Here is a 16246-nt window from a genome sequence, read left to right on the forward strand (position 1 = left end):
AAAACATGGCTATGGATCGACTCGAAAAACTCTGTGCAGACAAAGGTCTCCGGATGACTGAGCCCCGGCGCATTATTGCGCGGGTGCTATCCTCGTCTGAAGACCACCCGGACGCCGAGGAGCTGCACCGGCGTGCGAACTCCATGGATGCGTCGATCTCTCTGGCCACCGTCTACCGGACCGTGAAGCTGTTCGAAGATGCTGGCATTATTCAGGCACATGATTTCCGCGATGGTCGCGCACGCTATGAAGAGGTGCCTGACGAACATCACGACCATCTTATCAATGTGAAGAGTGGCGAAGTGGTCGAGTTCCATTCCGAGGAAATCGAACGTCTTCAGGTAGAGATTGCCAAGAAGCTTGGCTTTAAACTGGTTGATCACCGTCTCGAACTCTATGGCATTCCACTGCAGGACGACGACCAAGCTTCATAGAAGTTTGGTTGCCCGACGCAGCCCGTTCAAGTCCCGTAAAGTATTCAGCGTCCACACTGGCTGTTCAGTTTTGACTGGTCTGGACCGGAGCGTGAATCCTTGCAGGCTGCCCAAGATCAGCCGCATTCCGGACCTAATCAGATTACGGGACGGTAATTCGACATGTTTCTGGCTTTCCTCGCGAGCTTCATCATGATGACGCAGGCGCCGCCGCTGAATGCGGCGCTGAGCGCAACTGAGGCACCGCGCACGCTTCGCGCCGCCTTCACCGTCGAACTGCAAAGCCAGCATGCCAGCCGCGTATATTCGTATGATCCCCGCAAAGAGAGGGATGCCCGTTGGCAAATCGTGTCATGGCAAGGCGAAGACGATGAGTTGGAAGAGGTCGCCGCAAACTGGGCCAACGAAGCTGCGCCAGATGGGCGACTGTTCCCGGATGACCTCCGAGCGAGCATGGGGCAGCAGGTGCAGGTTCAGGATATGGGGCATGCTTGGCGTGTCGCGTTCAGGCATCATCCCTCGACCAATGACGGCGAGTTCGATGTCTGGGCCGCCGAGCGCTTGCAAGCTTCGGCATGGCTCGATCCCGTGGGAGAGCGATTTCTGCGCATTGACTACCGACTCCCGCATCCGGTCGCCGGGCCAGAAGGCGGCAAGCTGACCCGCTACGAACAGAGCTATTTCATCCGAACTGAGCCGCGCTGGGGGATGAGCTATGTTTCCAGCTTCTCGATCGATCTGGAAGCCCGCGCAGCATTCCGAACCATTTCACGGCGCTATTCCGCCAATATCGTCAAAACAGAATTCTTCTTTGCGAGCGCAGAAGCCGAGGCAGATTTCGAGGTGAGACGAAAACGGCCGCAGCTCATGTCTGGATTGCCGCGCTAAGGCGGCTAGATTGGGCGCATGACGATTCACATGGTGAAGCTTTGCGTTGGCGCGGAAGACATTGACGATTTGGTGAACTGGCAAAAGCGCTTGATGAAACAGGGGCGTGAGCCGTTTCATCAGACCCGCATGATGCCTAAACAGAAAGACCAGCTGCTCGAGGGTGGTTCGATCTATTGGGTCATCAAGGGGGCCATCCGAGTACGTCAGCGTATTGTGGAGGTACGCGAAGTGATGGGCGACGGTCATACAATGTGTGAGTTGGTGTTCGATCCCAATCTTGTCCGAACCTACGCCAAACAGAAGCGCCCGTTTCAGGGCTGGCGATACCTCAAACCTGCTGATGCACCCCGTGATCTGGGTAGCAAGGAAGCCGCTGTCGACATTCCTCCATCATTGGATGCCGCGTTGAAACAGGCGGGCGTCTGGTAAACCCTAGTCGGCAAGCGCTTCAAGAAGGATGGCAGCTTGTAGTTCAAACGCCTCGCTGCCAGGGGCGACAAGCTCAACATGGCCTGTATTCGGGACAAGCACGAACCGCGCATCGCTGCCTGTTGCTATAGCTTTGTCGGTGTAGCTCTCGCCGAGTATCGGCGGTGCGATCTGGTCTTGCTCGCCATTCACGCTGACCTGATGCGCCGCAAAAGGCAGCAATTCCACGGGAGATGTATCGGAAAGCACATCCTGTCGTGCGCCTGACGGTGTGCCTGTCAGCGCTTCCATGATTGAGCTTAGGCAGGCAGCTTGTGTCACGGGCGCGGAAGCATCGAGATCCGCAAGACCACCGGAATTGACTACGAAATCTATGTGGAGTGGGTTTGAGCGCCAGAGCGTACTCGACTTCGGCAGCTTGGGCCGGGCTGCCAACCACAGCGCCAGATGGCCGCCAGCGGAGTGACCAATCGCACCGACCCGGTCGAGCTTAAGGTTGAACTGGCTCGCATGATCGCGAAGCGCGTCTGCCGCGCGGGAGACATCTTCAAACGTCCCCGGATAGCCGCCACCGGCTTCATCTACGCCACGATACTCGATGTTCCAGACCGCGAGCCCTTTTTGGCGGAGGTCATCCGCTGCGAAATCCATCAATCTCCGGTCCGCAATCGACTTTTGCCAGCATCCACCATGCACCATGATCACGACAGGGTGCGGCCCGGCGCCATCAGGCAGCCAGAGATCAACAATGTCGGTTTCTGATGGGCCAGTGCGAATTGTGTGCGGCGTGGTTGGTCGTTCCCGCGAGAGCAGGTCTGGCCACTGCAGGAGCGGTATTGTCTCGTTTCGAGCATGGGGCGGAGTTTGCGACAATTCCGGATTTGGCGCGTCGCAGCCGACGAGACAGAGTAAGGCGAGGGTAGCGAGGGAAGGTGTGCGCATACGGGGATTGCTACTAGCGTCGGCGCATTCTGTCATGCACAAACAGGCAATGACCTTGATATCCCTTCCGGAATCGCGCGCCGAAGCGGAGGCGCTGGATGCGACCGACCCGCTCGCCCTTTGCCGGGATGCCTTTGCCCTGCCGGAAGGTGTGACCTATCTGGTCGGGCACTCGCTTGGGCCAGCCACCATCGGTGCCCTGCGAAATCTGCGTGCAGCATCAGAGGGTGCATGGGTGAACGACCGCGTCGGCGCATGGAACTCGGCAGAGTGGATTCATTTATCCGAACATGTCGGCAATCGCCTCGCACGGCTGGTGGACGCCAAGGCGGGCGAAGTAGTTGTTTGCGACAGCGTATCCATAAATCTGTTCAAGCTTGCTGCCTCGGCGTTGCCTTTGGCGCGCACGCGTCGCCTTGTTGTCGAAGAGGATGAGTTTCCGACCGATCAATACATTCTTGATGGTCTGTCTGGTTTGACTGGCGTGGACCTAGTCCGCGCTGCGCCGGGGAAGGGGATCTCCCAACTTGAGGGTGGTGTGTTGGTGAAGAGCCTCGTGAATTACCGCTCTTCTCAGCTCGCCGATATGGCCGCGGACGAGGCTTCAGCTCAGTCTGGTGGTGGTGTGATCATCTGGGACCTCAGCCACGCGACTGGCGTGCTTGATGTTAAATTGAGCGCTGCCAGCGCACGGTTTGCAACGGGGTGCACCTACAAATATCTGAATGGAGGTCCCGGCGCGCCTGCCTTTGTCTATGCCAGGGCAGATGTCGCTGACCGATTGGAAACGCCATTGCCGGGCTGGATGGGACATTCTGCACCGTTTGAATTCACTTCTGCTTACGCGCCTAAAACGGGGACAGCGCGCTTCGCCTCTGGCACGCCACCTATTCTTTCACTTGCCGCGCTGAATGGCGCGCTGGATGTCTTTGACGGTGTTTCGATGGTCGAGGTTCAGTCAAAGGCGCGAGCCCTGGGCCAGATGTGTCTGATGATGGCCGAAGGTATGGGGCTCGACATTGCGTCCCCGCTCGATCCGGCCTCGCGCGGTGGGCATGTCAGTGTGTGTCATCCAGATGGCTACCCGCTTGTCCGCGCCTTGGCCGATTGGGGCATTGAGGCCGATTTCCGTACGCCACACACGATCCGTTTTGGTCTGTCCCCGCTATTCCTTGGCTATGCTGAAATCTGGGACGCGATGTCGGAATTGGCCGAGATCATTGAAACGCGCAGTTGGGATACTGAGGCCTACCGGGAAAAGGCCATCGTGACCTGATGGAGTTGCTTGTCCAGTATGCACCCCTGTTGCTGGCGCTCGCCGCAGCAGGTATCGCGGCCGGCCTTGCCGCGGGCCTGTTCGGCATCGGAGGCGGCGCGATCATTGTGCCGGTGCTCTACTTCCTGTTCGAAGGGATGGGCTTTGGCGAGACAGCCATGCACGTCGCCGTATCGACGTCTCTGGCGACAATCATCCTCACCTCGATCCGTAGCGTGATGGCCCACAATGCTCACGGTGCCGTCGACTGGCAGATCATCCGGAGCTGGGCGCCCTGGATTGTCATCGGGGCGCTGGTTGGCATGGCGCTGAGCGGATACTTGTCCAATCGTGGCTTGCTGGCGATTTTTGGTTCATTGGCCTTCCTGCTTGCGGCACAGCTCTATTTCGGGCGTCCGACGTGGCGATTGGCAGACGAGATGCCCGGCGGCATAGTACGCGCGGGGCTTGGTGCATCTGTAGGGACACTGTCTGCCCTGATGGGAATTGGGGGCGGGACGTTTGGCGTCAGCCTGATGACTCTGTGTGGTCGGCCAATCCATCGGGCTGTTGCGACGGCGGCGGGCTGGGGCGTAGCGATTGGCTTGCCTGGCGCGTTGGCTGCAATCTATGTGGGGTGGGGCACAGACGGTCGGCCGCCATTCTCGCTCGGAAATGTGAACCTTGCGGCGTTCGCGCTGATTTCCGCCTTCACTGTGACCATGGCGCCGATTGGCGCAAAACTGGCGCACAAGCTGGATGCGGCGAAGCTGAAACGCTGGTTTGCCATTCTGCTCGCAATCGTGGCGGCTCGCATGTTGTGGAAGGCCCTCGGCATTTAGAAAAACGTCGCGGCGATCCGTTCTATGGCCCAGAAGCTGCCAGTGATGCCGATCGCGTACGCTGCGGCCTTGCGTACGAATGGTGCACCCTGGCGATAGAGGCGCTGCCCGACCCAGGCGAGGGCCAATACGAATATCACAAACGCAACTTGCCCCACTTCGACACCCAAATTGAACAGGAGCAGCGCGAAGATCTCCGCGCCTTTGGGCAAGCCAATATCAGACAGAGCGCCCGCAAATCCAAAACCGTGGACAAGGCCAAATCCAAAGGCGATGATCCAGGGTTGGTTCTGTGCGAGCGTGTCTTGCCCGCGCTTTCTGTATATTGCTTCAGCTCCCAATAGCGCGATGCTCATGGCAATGACAATCTCCACGGGAGGACCGGGCAGTGTCACGCCGCCCAGCGCCGAGGCGGCAAGGGTGATCGAATGCGCCACGGTGAAGGCCGTCACCGTGGCAAGCAACTGGCGAGGTCTGACCAGCAGGACAAGACCCAGCACAAACAGCAAATGGTCAAAACCGAAAATGATGTGCTCTACGCCGATTTTAAAATAGGCAAGTGTCGGCGCGCCCTGGGGGCCGCTCAGCTGGATGGCATTCGCGCCAGGCCGCAGAAGTGCCGAAACATCATCTTCTTCCAGCCGCTCTACGCGCACGAACACATCGGTAAGGGTCCGGTCGAGGCCCGATATTGAGAGTTCGCCATTATTGAGATTGCATGCCATCGACCACCGGGTGACGAGCGTGGCCGCAGGGGCAGACATCCGCTCATTTTTTCGGGCGCAATTTCCAGGAAAGACCGGGTCGAGCTTCAGTCGTCGACCATCCAGAACTGGCTGTTTCCAGATCACATCATATTCGCCGTGAGCGGTCTCGGTAATTTCCAGATAGGCTGGTCGCACCTCATGTGCAGCAGCGCAGAGCGCCATCAGGATCGATGCCAACACGCACAGTGTGACACGCATCAGTTTCCGCCCTCTATCTCGACCTTGTACCGCGCAATGATCTCCTGAATGGCTTGCTCATTCTTTTCGCGACGTGTTTGCTCGAGCCAGTCCTTGCGAACTTCTGCTCTAACCTCATCAAGCGGTGAAAGCATAGCTGCGGTTGAGTGTGTAACCTGAACGAGATGGAGCCCGTAAGCAGAGGAGACGGGACCTTGCCAGTCTTCAGAGACCGGCATTGTTGAAAGGGTCTCGGCAAATGCGCCACCAAACTGCCGCGCCAACTCCCTAAGTGGCATGTCACCATACTGGCGCTGCAGCATGAAGGGGTCACCCAGCGACGCCGCTGCTGGAGGATTGGAGGCGTTTAAGCGCGTGAGCGTCTCTTCTGCGGCAGCAGCTGTCTCTGCGCCGCGAACATCAGGGCTGAAATAGACATGGCTGAAGGTCAAGGTAGCAGGCTGCGTGAAGCGATCTGCATGCGCGGCATGCCAGTCTTCGAGCTGTCGTTCGATCGGCATGGTATCTTCGTGCAAATCCGACACGACGAAACTCATCTTCTGCGCCAGTCGCCGCGTGATGATTGTGTCATTCTGGTCGAGGCCCAATCGTCGCGCCTCCCGTGCAAGAGCCACGTCGCGTATATGGTCGGACAGCATGGCCGCCATGTCCGCCTCGCCGGGCAGAGTGCCCGCCTCGGACGTGTACAGTGCGGCCATGCGCTCAATCTCACTTGCGGATATCAGAATGGTGGAGTCTGCCTGGTTCGACCGCGTTTGCCAGATGGCAAACGCGGCAAAGACCAAGGCGGCCGCAGTGATGAAATGGACGAGCGGGTCTCTCAGGAACTTCAATGGGAGCGTCCCTTAATCGGCTGGTATGTACCAGATGGGCGACGTGTAGGCGCGCTCCTGAATCGTCTGGGGCACGTCGGGGCGAGGTGGCACATTTCCACGCATTGCTTCCCAAGTCGACCAGCGGCAGCTCGGATTTTCCAAAACGCGGACATAGTATGTCGCGCGCTGGGAAACATCGAAGTCCGGGTCTTGCCAAACAGCTTTCAACTCGTTTGCGCCAGCTCCCGTGGGGGCGCAGGTCTCCATGTCAACGGCAGCGCCATTGTCTGAACAGCGATGTGTCGCCGGATCCGGCGAGCCTGTATGGCAAGCGACGTCATAGACAGCTTCTCCGACAGAGGTGACCTTGACGACTTGCACACGCTGCAGCGCACCCATGTTGGGATCGCGCTGGGCCCAGGCAAGGAAGGTTGGCGCTTCGCCAGTCCCAACCAGATCACCGCCCATCGGAACGCCGCCGTCATAGGCCTGCCGGGTAAGGTCGGCATCGTCCAACATATCGTCAGAATACCGATAACCCGCGAAGAAGCGAACCTTCATGCGTGGCCCTGTTGTGGCAAACGTCTCCTTGCGCCGGAACGCATCAAAGATAGACTCACGTGTGTTCTCCTCCGCCCACACGCCAGTCAGGCCAGATGCTGCCCACCTGGAAAACCATTCCCGGGCATTGTTGACCATCTGATTGTCTGGTTGCTCATCCCAATTCTTTTTGCCGAAGAAAGGGACGGATCCTCGCTCCATCGGTGTGCCGTCAACGACTCCGACCTTTGACCAATAGTCGCTCTCGTCATAGGCTCCTCCGACGACGTGGCTATCGGAAGCCGCGACGAGCCCGAAGCGGAATGGGTCGAAACCTTCCTCTTCCTGTAGTTTCAAGCCATTGCGATAGGCCTCACGAACATAGCCGCCTTCGGTTTTCGAGACCTGATAAGATGCCAATAGCCTGTCATAGATTTCGAAATTTGCCCACTCGTCATTGGGCGAAAGGGAGGGGTGGGTTTCGCTGGTGCCTTTGACTTGAGTTACCTCGACCAGGGGCTCATTCCTCATGCGCTGTTCAGCATAGGCCACATCGAGCGGATCTCCATTATATGTCTCTAGACGGAACATTTGCCCATCAGAGACATTCGAGTTATGTGGAATGGCAATGGCCTCATAACCTTCTGAGCGCTGTTCATCCATCCAGTCCCAGAGGTCTTCAGGGTTGGGCGAATCCAGCGTCGAGAAGGCGCGATCAGGCGCGTCCCCCTTGAAGAAAACGTTTCGGTGAAGGTTGCCTCCTGCAAACGAGTCTTCCTCTTCATTGACGGTGACTGAGGTGAATTCATAGGCGGCGAAGGTCGTGAACTCTCCAGGCACATAGTGACGATTGGCGGCATCAATATTCTGTTCCCAAACAGACCCAATAATAGATTCATCGTACATTTCCTCGATCACTTCGCCAGAGCGAACAGATGCGCCGACGCTCTGAAATGCTGCGGTGATTTTTTCCGGATCGGTCGAAAACATGTCTTGGGCACGAGGTAATTTTGAGAGCTCTGTGCCGGGTGTATTCATGACAGGAAGGATGCCAAGATATTCGGCATGGTCGGTAACTGTGTAGAAATCGAGAGGGCCGCCCGCAATCGTCATGTCGAATCCGGAAGGGTGGGTGATCGTTTCACCACGCGCAAAGCGATACGCGTCGTTGGCTGTGCGACGAACATTGAAGATATAGGCATCGAAGCTTGATCGCGTGTGGATATGAAGATCGCCGAAATAGGCATTGCGGTCTTCACTGTATCCTGCCGTCCGCTCCGTCGCGGAAGAGGCGGGCTCCATGTGGGCGGTGTCGGTCTCCTGCATGGAAGTGTCTGGCGCAGTGCTGTCGCACGCAGCCAAAGCGATCGCCGAAACGGCGAGGCCCAATAGTCTTTTCATGTCTTCCTCCCAAGGGGCATTTTAGCCTGCCCTCATTGGTTGGAATTCTGCGACGAACAGAACGTGCTGTCCAGCTTGACGCTCGGGAAGGATCAGACCGGGCTGATATCGGTGATCTTGTACGTCAGGGGCGTTTCACCATGGCTGGCGATTGTAACGTACTCGCCTTCCTTGAACACATGTTCGCCGAGTTTGAAGCCCGCTTCGTCATCGCCCTCCTCGTCTTCATCGTAATGGAAAAACCAATGGCTGCCTCGATGGGTCAGCAAGCCGTCGGCATGCTCCTCCGGATCGGGACTAAACCGTACAACGCGACACGCGGCGCGATTTTCACGCCAAGCATCGATATCGATCTGACCCGCTGCCGTCAGTGGTGCGACCAGTGTATAACCTTGCCCAGCGTCACCGTTCGGGAGGCCGGGGTTCCGCGCGAGCTGAAGGACGATTTTTGACAGGCTCATTTGAAGCTCTCCTTTAGTGGGCTAGCGCAAGGGCTGGGGCATTGTCAGCGGTAAGCAGGCGTCGTGTGGTGCCGCCGAAAATGCGCTCAGCCAGACGGGAATGACCATAGGCACCTGCCAGGATCATGCAGGCCCCGGTGCCCTTCGCCATCGCCAGAAGGCCGGAAGAAACTTCACCTTCGATTTCCATGACACGCGAGGAAATCCCTTGCAGTACCAACCACTCCACAAGCGCTTCCGGCGCCGCGATTTCGCGTTGAGGGTCCTTGTTCAGGTCATCTGTGTTCTGTGCAATGATGACATCGCCAAATGCTCTCAGAAGCGGCAAGTGAAAGCGGACCGTGCGGGCTGCGCCATTGCTTCCATCCCACGCAATGATGACTGGCCCATCCATATCGGGCGTGGTGCCAGCGAGAACAAGCGGAAGGTGCGCATCCATGAGGACGTACTCGAATCCCACATTCAGCGGCTGTGATCCGTCTGCTGCTGTACGTGGGAATATCACTGCCTCCGAGAGGGAGGCCGCATTGGACGCTGCACGTTCGACCGTGTTGACCTCGTGCTTGAACTCGCAGGTAACCGCGTCTTCGTCCTGAGTGGCTGTTTGATAGGCTTCGCGCGCCTTGGCGAGCACTTCTTCCTGCATGTCAAAGATCGACTGGGTGGTCGCACTGGTCAGGCCAGCAGCCTCCGGTGTGGCGATCACCATCAGAGCAGCGTTCGGATCTGGCAAGGCGCATAATGCTCGCATTGGCACATTCATGCGGCGAGCAAGGGATAGGGCGGTGCGTATGGTTGCAAGATCGGTCTCAACCGTTCCCTGCAGCATGGCGACTACGGACATGGGGTCACTCCTAGCGTCGTTCAGGTTCGATAATGGTGTGTACCATTTATCGCCCCGGTTTAACTAGGTGAGACTACCTAATCCGTCCGTCCAATTCTTTGGCGCGCGATTCTGTCTGCGACGAGATTGGTCGGCTCGCTGCTTTCCATCGCCAAATCCAGGACTTCACCGAGCGTCACCATGAGGGCCTTCACCTTGGCGTCGACCCAGTCCCGCAAATAGGTGCCGGAGATTTCCGCGCAGACATTGATGATGCCACCGCCATTGATGACATAGTCCGGTGCATACAGAATACCGCGGCGACGCAACAACTCACCCATTTCAGGGACGATCAGCTGGTTGTTCGCGCCACCCGCGATAGCCTTCACACGAAAACGATTCAGCGTCTTCTCATTGATGATTGCACCCAGCGCATTTGGCGAAAAAATGTCTGCATCGACATCATAAATTTCGTCGGGCGCGACGATCCGTGCCCCAGTGCGGGTAGAGATGTCGGACAAGGCTGCTTGGTCAATATCGGTGATGATGAGGTTCGCACCGGCCTTCGCCAAGTGTTCGCAAACATGTCCGCCGACTGAACCTACGCCCTGAACAGCAATCGTGCGGCCGGTAAGGTCATCAGTTCCAAGCGCGCGCTTCGCGGTTTCGAGAATGCCCAGATATATGCCCATTGCTGTTATCGGAGATGGATCTCCGCTGGCGGCATCGCCCTCATCAAGCCCGGCGACATGTGCCGTTTCCTCGCGCACGATTTGCATGTCGGAGACGCTGATGCCGACATCTTCGGCGGTGATGTACTGGCCTTTCAGACTCTCGACCGCGCGTCCGAACGCCCGGAACAATTCTGGTGACTTGTCGGCTTTCGCATCGCCCCAGATGACCGCCTTGCCTCCGCCGAGGGGAAGGTCTGCCATGGCATTCTTGTAGCTCATTCCATGGCTGAGCCGCAGGGCATCCCGCAACATGGCTTCACCAGTGTCGTAGTTCCACATGCGGCAGCCACCTGCCGCGGGCCCCAAGGCCGATGAATGGACAGCGATAATCGCTTTCAGACCGCTGTCAGCGTCGTGAAACATGTGGACACCCTCATGGGCATCGAAGGAGGAATGATCGAACATGAGAGAGTCATCGGTTGCAAATGTAACGAAGGGGCGTTTAGGCCCTTGCGGACGATCCCGTCAACCGGCGTCTGCCCTTGGACTTGGCGCGAAAATGGCATAGTTGCCCCGGCACAGGCCACACTTGGCTCGGTTCTACCGTCAGGAGTCCATGGGAAGCCCTCAGTTTCTGCCCAGATCGCATCCTCGGTGCATACTGCTTAACCACGTAACGCGTTGACACCTCAGCAGGAATTGCAGCGTATCTTGCCCTCCAGACATGCAGCTTCGTCCTCTCTTTCTTGCTCTCGGCATCATGACCGTCCTTCTGGGTGCGGCGATGATCCCCTGTGCATTGATCGATTCCGCCGATGGGCGGGCGGAAACCTATGTGTTTGAGGTGTCTGCTTTCGGTTCGATCCTGATCGGATCATGCATGTGGGTCTTGTCGCGCGGCGACATTGAACGCACCGGACAGCGCGAAGGATTTCTCCTGACCGTATTGGTCTGGGTGTTCCTGCCGATGATTGCATCCATTCCATTCCTGGCGTCGGGCATGACAGTGACGGATTCCCTGTTCGAGACTGTTTCCGGTCTAACAACGACCGGCGCGACTGTCTTGACGGGGCTCGACAGCATGCCGCGTGGTCTCTTGCTGTGGCGGGCCATCCTGCAATGGATTGGGGGGATTGGCATCATCGTGACGGCCATCGCCATCCTGCCCCAGCTGCGGGTTGGCGGGATGCAGTTGTTTGAATTGGAAAGCTCCGACATGTCGGGCAAATTCCTGCCGCGCATCACCGACATCGCGGCGTATCTGGGTTTCACTTACCTGCTGATCTCAATGCTCTGTGCCTTGCTCTATTATCTCACTGGTATGGATTGGTTTGACGCCATCACTCACGCGATGACGACCATGTCGGCGGGGGGGTATTCGACGCATGACGCCTCGTTCGGCTATTTCAGTGACACCAATGCGCCGTATGTCGCCACGCTCTTCATGTTCATTGCGGGCCTGCCATTCAGCCTGTTGGCGATGCTGATGCTTCAAGGTCGCATTCGGCCGATGCTCGCCGATCCGCAACCGCGCCTCTATCTGGCACTGGCATTGATCTTTTCGATCATCATTGTCGTCTACCACGAGGCCGTTGTTGATCCACCAGTGTTCGACCATATCTTTCACGGCTTTAAGGAAGCCCTGTTCAATATCATCTCGATCATGACCGGCACCGGTTATGCTTCGGCGCCTTATGACACTTGGGGGCAGCCCGTAATGGTCATATTCTTGGGGGCCACCTTTGTCGGAGGGTGTGCGGGCTCGGCGGCATGTGGGCTGAAGATGTTCCGGTTAGAAATCGCCGCCAAGACGATCGTTGCCTATTCGCAGCGCATGATCCAACCGCACCGTCGCACGCCTATCCGGTATGCCGGCAAGACGGTGGATGAAGAAGTCCTGCAGTCGGTTATGGTGTTTATCAGCCTCTACCTGCTGACTTTCCTCGTCGCCGCTGCACTAATCAGCGTGACCGGCGTGGACGCGCTGACGGCCATTTCGGGTGCCGCTACCAGCGTGTCAAATGTCGGACCGGGGCTTGGCCCCATGATCGGTCCATCCGGCACATTCCAGTTATTGCCTGACTTCGCCAAATGGGTTTGCGCGATTGCCATGCTGCTAGGGCGGCTCGAGTTCGTGGCTGTATTTGTGGTTCTGACCCGACGCTTCTGGCGCGGTTAGTGGTCAGTTCCAGGGATTGAACCGCTTGACCGGGCGTGGCGCTGCGTCTTCGGAGGTTTGAGTCTCTTCTTCGCTGGCTAAGGTTTCAGCCGGTTCGGTCGGAGTATCCACAATGAAGTCGGGCTCTGGTGCGACCTCTACTTCGGGCTCTGCGTGCGGCTCGGGCACCTCGAAATGCGTCTCCACGGCGGATGCATGCTCGTCAGAGTCGTCCGATTCTGCTCCGGGCCAAGGCTGGTCATGAGTAGCGTCGATCACGACTTGCGGGGCGCTCACCGAATCAACTGAGTCGGTCGCGTCCAGCGGAGCTGGTGCTTCGACGGGAGCCTGCCGGTTCCCAATTCCCGAAAGGCTGAAGGATTGAGGCGGCTGCGGGGCGACCTCAGGTGCTGGAGCAGCTTCCAATTGAGGTTCAACTTCAGGCGGTTTCGAAGATTCCATTTCCGAATGTGCTTGTGCAGTGTCAGACTCAGGCGCGTAGTCATCTAGCCCGCCACCATACCCACCTGTAAGGAAATTATGGGAGGGGGGGGAGTTGTCCTGCGGGGCAGGCGACGGCTCACCCGCCGTTTCCTCGGTTCCACTCGTCGCGTCGATCGTCGCAACTTCGGGCGTGGAGGGTGCTATTTCTGGCTCCGGTTCTGGAGTGAAACTGCCAAATGGCTCAGCCTGGGCTTGGTTCGGCGCACTGTCGCTGACATCCGCAAAGGCAGGTGTGTAGGTGTCGGCCTCATCCGTAGCTTCGGAGTCGACTTTGCCCATGAATTGCGGCGCGTCTGCTTCCGCTGTCGAGGCATCTTCCGGTTCGATTTCCGTACAACCCGTCGGTGTATAGCCTGCGGCTGGTTCGTTTAGTGGCCCCGGTTCATCGACAGGCTCCATCGCGGCTGGCGCATCTGGTGACGAGACACCGTAACCCATGATTGGCGACATGGAGGCTTCGGCTTTAGGCGTGGCTTCTTCGGTGGGTTCTGCGTCTTCGACAGTATTTACCTGATGAGCCGAGTCAGCAACAGCCTCTTCGAGAGAGATGCCCGTGTTTTCATCGGTCAGGATTTCATCTTCGGACGGCATCTGTTGGTCGCCCCGTGATGCTATCGGAGACTCCAGCGTGTCTTCGCTGATTTCTTCAGGGGCTTCATGTTCAACCGGTTGGGCTTCCAAAGGTGTATTTACCTGGCTCGCAAGAGACGCGACCGCTGATGTTATGTCGGACTGACTGTCCATTTCCAGATAGGCTTCCGGTTCCAGCGGGGAGCTGTCATCCAATGGATCCTCGACCGCATCCTCTCCTGACGCCTCAGGAGATACCTCCTCGTCAGCATCGTCGATCAGATCGGCAGGTTCATCGCTGACGCCTGTCTCTGCAGCAGTCAGTCCGGCCAGCACCGCACTGATCGCCTCTTCTGCGCCGCGTGCATGGCGCTTGGCCTCCCGGTAGAGCTCCTCGACGAACATTGCGTAAGGGCGGCCGTCGGCATCAAGTTCATCATTGAAGTCGGACGGGCTGCAGGTCTCTATTTCCCGGCCTTGCGCATCTGTGAGCAAGACGCCGTAAGGGTCAGGCGTCAGCGTGACTCGATAGCCTTCAGTGTCGTGGGTCATTTGGCCGTTTTCGGCTTCCTGCCACGTTACCTTCTGTCGACGTGTCATGTCGCCGAGCTTGTCTATCAGCCGTTTGGTGGATGGATGCAGCATCAAGACCCGCCTTTCCGTTTATCCAGAACGCTTTTCCTAACAGTTACAAGCTGGCAGGCGAATGATCAAACGCCCTGTTCCATCAAAATCGATGAAATGACGCGAAATCCGGCAGGTTAGGCTTTCCGCTAAGTTAATCCATCGCGTCTGGGCGAGCTGGATAGTAGGCCATGCCAGTCAGAACCGCATCAGCTCCATCGTCCAGAGGTTCGAAAACGCGTTGAAATCGCACACCGTTGTCCAAGTCATTGCAAATCAGAAGATTTGCCGACTCATCCACCCCGTCAAAGCAAGTCGATCGCGCTTGCTCCGTCAATTGGCTAAGCCGATACGTACCGATCTGTTCGCCGCCTGGCCCTGTGACGTTCGAGTGGGTGGTCGACACCCGGTAAACATGTCCCCTGGACCAGTCGGGCTCCACAGTGAACATTGGTGCCGTGTCTGACTGGGTCATCACCTGAAAGACCGGGTAGGTATCGCCTTCGGCGACCATCTCGCCTGGCACGATCTCCTGATCTGGAAACGCGGCGCGAATGGCGTTGGTATTGAATGGCGTCGCGCCAGTTATGCCCATCACACCTTGCGGGCCGATAACGGGCTGAAACGCTGGCGGGGCCTGTCCCGCCTTGACCGAGGATTTGACCCTGGCCACGTCTTTCAGAAAGTCTTTCACCGGCTCACCATCAGCGACAGACAGATCTGTCCGGAAGCCGCGCACAATCCCGGTTGGATCAACGAGGAGATAGGAAGGTGTCCACCTGATTTCCAAAGCAGACCTGAGGCTGGCGTCTTCATCCAGCAAGGTCGGATAGGAATATCCCTTGTCGTCGAAATAGGCGCTGACCGAACCATATTTTCCGTACATGTCAGTCGGCGTCGCACGATTGGCGTTTGCCGGCGTGTGAATGGACAGGAAGCCGAGATCAGGGTCCTGGTCTATTGCGGTGACCAGCGCGGCCACATAGGGCGCGTCTGCCATACAGTCCCCGCACCATATGCCCCAGATATCAATCACGTTCCACGTACCTTCCAGCGAGGCCGGGTCAAAAACGGAGCCGTCTGCCAACTTGCCTGACAGGGCGGGCAGGGGCTGGCCCAAAAGGGCGTAATTGTAGGGGCGGCCGTCAGCGTCGCGCGCGATGGTCTCGCCTTCGCGCACCGTGGCGGTTTCCGGTGCGACCGTGTTGGAAATGATGAAGCCTGTTGCAGCGTTCGGATCCGTGCTGACGCCATGGTCGGCTTTATCTGCGCCAGGCCCACAAGCGACAAGGACGATCAGGCTGGCGGCGGAAAAGAAGTGACGGATCATGATGGCCCCTGGTCGGATATGTCGGTGACGTTCAACATAAGGTCTTGTCCCCAAAAGGAAAACGCCCCGAACCGAGGTTCGGGGCGTTCACTGCGTTCAAGTTGACGGGGATCAGCTGAAGATCTCGAAGAGACCTGCTGCGCCCATGCCGCCGCCGATACACATGGTGACAACGCCATATTTTGCTCCGCGGCGCTGGCCTTCCATAAGCAGCGAGCCTGTGCAGCGTGCGCCGGTCATGCCGAATGGGTGACCGATGGAGATCGAGCCGCCATTGACGTTGTACTTCTCTGGGTCGATGCCGAGACGATCGCGGCTGTAGAGGCACTGCGAGGCGAAGGCTTCGTTCAGTTCCCAGAGGTCAATGTCGTCAACCTTCAGACCGTGGCGCTCCAGCAGGCGTGGCACAGCGAACACTGGACCGATACCCATTTCATCCGGATCACAGCCAGCGACGTTGAAGCCGACGAAACGGCCGAGCGGCTTGAGGCCGCGCTTCTCGGCTTCCTTGGCTTCCATCACGACAACGGCTGCGGAGCCGTCTGACAGCTGGGACGCGTTACCTGCGGTGACGTATTTGCCTTCCTT

Annotated in this window: 15 protein-coding genes and 1 pseudogene; 6 read left to right on the plus strand and 10 right to left on the minus strand. The window is 58.0% G+C overall.

Annotated features, from left to right (window positions below):
- Window positions 1-11: 11 nt before the first annotated feature.
- From B4F73_RS03380 to B4F73_RS03390, 3 genes are all read left to right on the plus strand, one after another.
- Window positions 12-434: a Fur family transcriptional regulator gene (locus B4F73_RS03380; RefSeq protein ID WP_206993166.1), complete on the plus strand. Its 423-nt coding sequence runs from the start codon at window positions 12-14 to the stop codon at window positions 432-434.
- Between the two features lie 162 nt (window positions 435-596).
- Window positions 597-1322 (plus strand): hypothetical protein, encoded by a 726-nt coding sequence (locus B4F73_RS03385; RefSeq protein WP_206992372.1) that lies wholly within the window; start codon window positions 597-599, stop codon window positions 1320-1322.
- Between the two features lie 18 nt (window positions 1323-1340).
- Window positions 1341-1754: a DUF1489 family protein gene (locus tag B4F73_RS03390; RefSeq protein WP_206992373.1), complete on the plus strand. Its 414-nt coding sequence runs from the start codon at window positions 1341-1343 to the stop codon at window positions 1752-1754.
- A gap of 3 nt (window positions 1755-1757) precedes the next feature.
- On the opposite strand, the gene B4F73_RS03395 is transcribed toward B4F73_RS03390, so the two are convergent.
- A complete protein-coding gene (locus tag B4F73_RS03395) occupies window positions 1758-2696 on the minus strand; it encodes an alpha/beta hydrolase (RefSeq protein WP_290482503.1) in 939 nt (312 codons plus the stop codon).
- A 34-nt stretch (window positions 2697-2730) separates the two neighbouring features.
- Here B4F73_RS03395 and B4F73_RS03400 point away from each other — a divergent pair, with 34 nt between their 5' ends.
- Both B4F73_RS03400 and B4F73_RS03405 read left to right on the plus strand, forming a co-directional pair.
- A complete protein-coding gene (locus tag B4F73_RS03400) occupies window positions 2731-3972 on the plus strand; it encodes a hypothetical protein (protein WP_290482504.1) in 1242 nt (413 codons plus the stop codon).
- A complete protein-coding gene (locus B4F73_RS03405) occupies window positions 3972-4793 on the plus strand; it encodes a sulfite exporter TauE/SafE family protein (protein WP_242517481.1) in 822 nt (273 codons plus the stop codon). Before B4F73_RS03400 ends, B4F73_RS03405 begins: the two co-directional genes overlap by 1 nt.
- On the opposite strand, the gene B4F73_RS03410 is transcribed toward B4F73_RS03405, so the two are convergent.
- From B4F73_RS03410 to B4F73_RS03435, 6 genes are all read right to left on the minus strand, one after another.
- Entirely contained in the window at window positions 4790-5758 is a 969-nt protein-coding gene (locus B4F73_RS03410) for a HupE/UreJ family protein (protein WP_290482505.1), read from the minus strand. The two genes, B4F73_RS03405 and B4F73_RS03410, sit on opposite strands and share 4 nt — an antisense overlap.
- Window positions 5758-6591 (minus strand): peptidyl-prolyl cis-trans isomerase, encoded by an 834-nt coding sequence (locus B4F73_RS03415; protein WP_290482506.1) that lies wholly within the window; start codon window positions 6589-6591, stop codon window positions 5758-5760. Before B4F73_RS03415 ends, B4F73_RS03410 begins: the two co-directional genes overlap by 1 nt.
- Window positions 6592-6603: 12 nt before the next feature.
- Window positions 6604-8514, minus strand: coding sequence for a DUF3604 domain-containing protein (locus B4F73_RS03420; protein WP_290482507.1), 1911 nt, complete (start codon window positions 8512-8514; stop codon window positions 6604-6606).
- 92 nt (window positions 8515-8606) lie between these two features.
- Window positions 8607-8975, minus strand: coding sequence for a hypothetical protein (locus B4F73_RS03425; RefSeq protein WP_206992379.1), 369 nt, complete (start codon window positions 8973-8975; stop codon window positions 8607-8609).
- Between the two features lie 13 nt (window positions 8976-8988).
- Window positions 8989-9819, minus strand: a complete 831-nt coding sequence (locus B4F73_RS03430) for a universal stress protein (protein WP_206992380.1) — start codon at window positions 9817-9819, stop codon at window positions 8989-8991.
- 77 nt (window positions 9820-9896) lie between these two features.
- Window positions 9897-10937: a Glu/Leu/Phe/Val family dehydrogenase gene (locus tag B4F73_RS03435; RefSeq protein ID WP_290954201.1), complete on the minus strand. Its 1041-nt coding sequence runs from the start codon at window positions 10935-10937 to the stop codon at window positions 9897-9899.
- Window positions 10938-11232: 295 nt separating this feature from the next.
- Between B4F73_RS03435 and B4F73_RS03440 the strand changes: the two genes are divergently transcribed.
- Entirely contained in the window at window positions 11233-12651 is a 1419-nt protein-coding gene (locus tag B4F73_RS03440) for a TrkH family potassium uptake protein (protein ID WP_290481159.1), read from the plus strand.
- A gap of 3 nt (window positions 12652-12654) precedes the next feature.
- On the opposite strand, the gene B4F73_RS03445 is transcribed toward B4F73_RS03440, so the two are convergent.
- The 3 genes and pseudogenes from B4F73_RS03445 to B4F73_RS03455 form a co-directional block, all read right to left on the minus strand.
- Complete coding sequence (locus B4F73_RS03445) at window positions 12655-14349, minus strand: hypothetical protein (RefSeq protein WP_290482508.1); 1695 nt, start codon at window positions 14347-14349, stop codon at window positions 12655-12657.
- A 133-nt stretch (window positions 14350-14482) separates the two neighbouring features.
- Window positions 14483-15658 carry a DUF1131 family protein gene (locus tag B4F73_RS03450; RefSeq protein ID WP_290482509.1) on the minus strand — a complete coding sequence of 392 codons (1176 nt, stop codon included), beginning with the start codon at window positions 15656-15658 and terminating at the stop codon, window positions 14483-14485.
- Window positions 15659-15769: 111 nt separating this feature from the next.
- Window positions 15770-16246, minus strand: a pseudogene (locus B4F73_RS03455) (acetyl-CoA C-acyltransferase); the annotation flags it as partial.

It is taken from the genome of Hyphomonas sp. UBA3601, assembly GCF_002375605.1.
GTDB lineage: Bacteria > Pseudomonadota > Alphaproteobacteria > Caulobacterales > Hyphomonadaceae > Hyphomonas.

Coding starts and splice junctions, on each gene's coding strand:
- B4F73_RS03380 (WP_206993166.1), top strand. CDS start 12: ATGGATCGACTCGAAAAACTCTGTGCAGACAAAGGTCTCCGGATGACT.
- B4F73_RS03385 (WP_206992372.1), top strand. CDS start 597: ATGTTTCTGGCTTTCCTCGCGAGCTTCATCATGATGACGCAGGCGCCG.
- B4F73_RS03390 (WP_206992373.1), top strand. CDS start 1,341: ATGACGATTCACATGGTGAAGCTTTGCGTTGGCGCGGAAGACATTGAC.
- B4F73_RS03395 (WP_290482503.1), bottom strand. CDS start 2,696: ATGCGCACACCTTCCCTCGCTACCCTCGCCTTACTCTGTCTCGTCGGC.
- B4F73_RS03400 (WP_290482504.1), top strand. CDS start 2,731: ATGCACAAACAGGCAATGACCTTGATATCCCTTCCGGAATCGCGCGCC.
- B4F73_RS03405 (WP_242517481.1), top strand. CDS start 3,972: ATGGAGTTGCTTGTCCAGTATGCACCCCTGTTGCTGGCGCTCGCCGCA.
- B4F73_RS03410 (WP_290482505.1), bottom strand. CDS start 5,758: ATGCGTGTCACACTGTGCGTGTTGGCATCGATCCTGATGGCGCTCTGC.
- B4F73_RS03420 (WP_290482507.1), bottom strand. CDS start 8,514: ATGAAAAGACTATTGGGCCTCGCCGTTTCGGCGATCGCTTTGGCTGCG.
- B4F73_RS03425 (WP_206992379.1), bottom strand. CDS start 8,975: ATGAGCCTGTCAAAAATCGTCCTTCAGCTCGCGCGGAACCCCGGCCTC.
- B4F73_RS03430 (WP_206992380.1), bottom strand. CDS start 9,819: ATGTCCGTAGTCGCCATGCTGCAGGGAACGGTTGAGACCGATCTTGCA.
- B4F73_RS03435 (WP_290954201.1), bottom strand. CDS start 10,937: ATGTTCGATCATTCCTCCTTCGATGCCCATGAGGGTGTCCACATGTTT.
- B4F73_RS03440 (WP_290481159.1), top strand. CDS start 11,233: ATGACCGTCCTTCTGGGTGCGGCGATGATCCCCTGTGCATTGATCGAT.
- B4F73_RS03445 (WP_290482508.1), bottom strand. CDS start 14,349: ATGCTGCATCCATCCACCAAACGGCTGATAGACAAGCTCGGCGACATG.
- B4F73_RS03450 (WP_290482509.1), bottom strand. CDS start 15,658: ATGATCCGTCACTTCTTTTCCGCCGCCAGCCTGATCGTCCTTGTCGCT.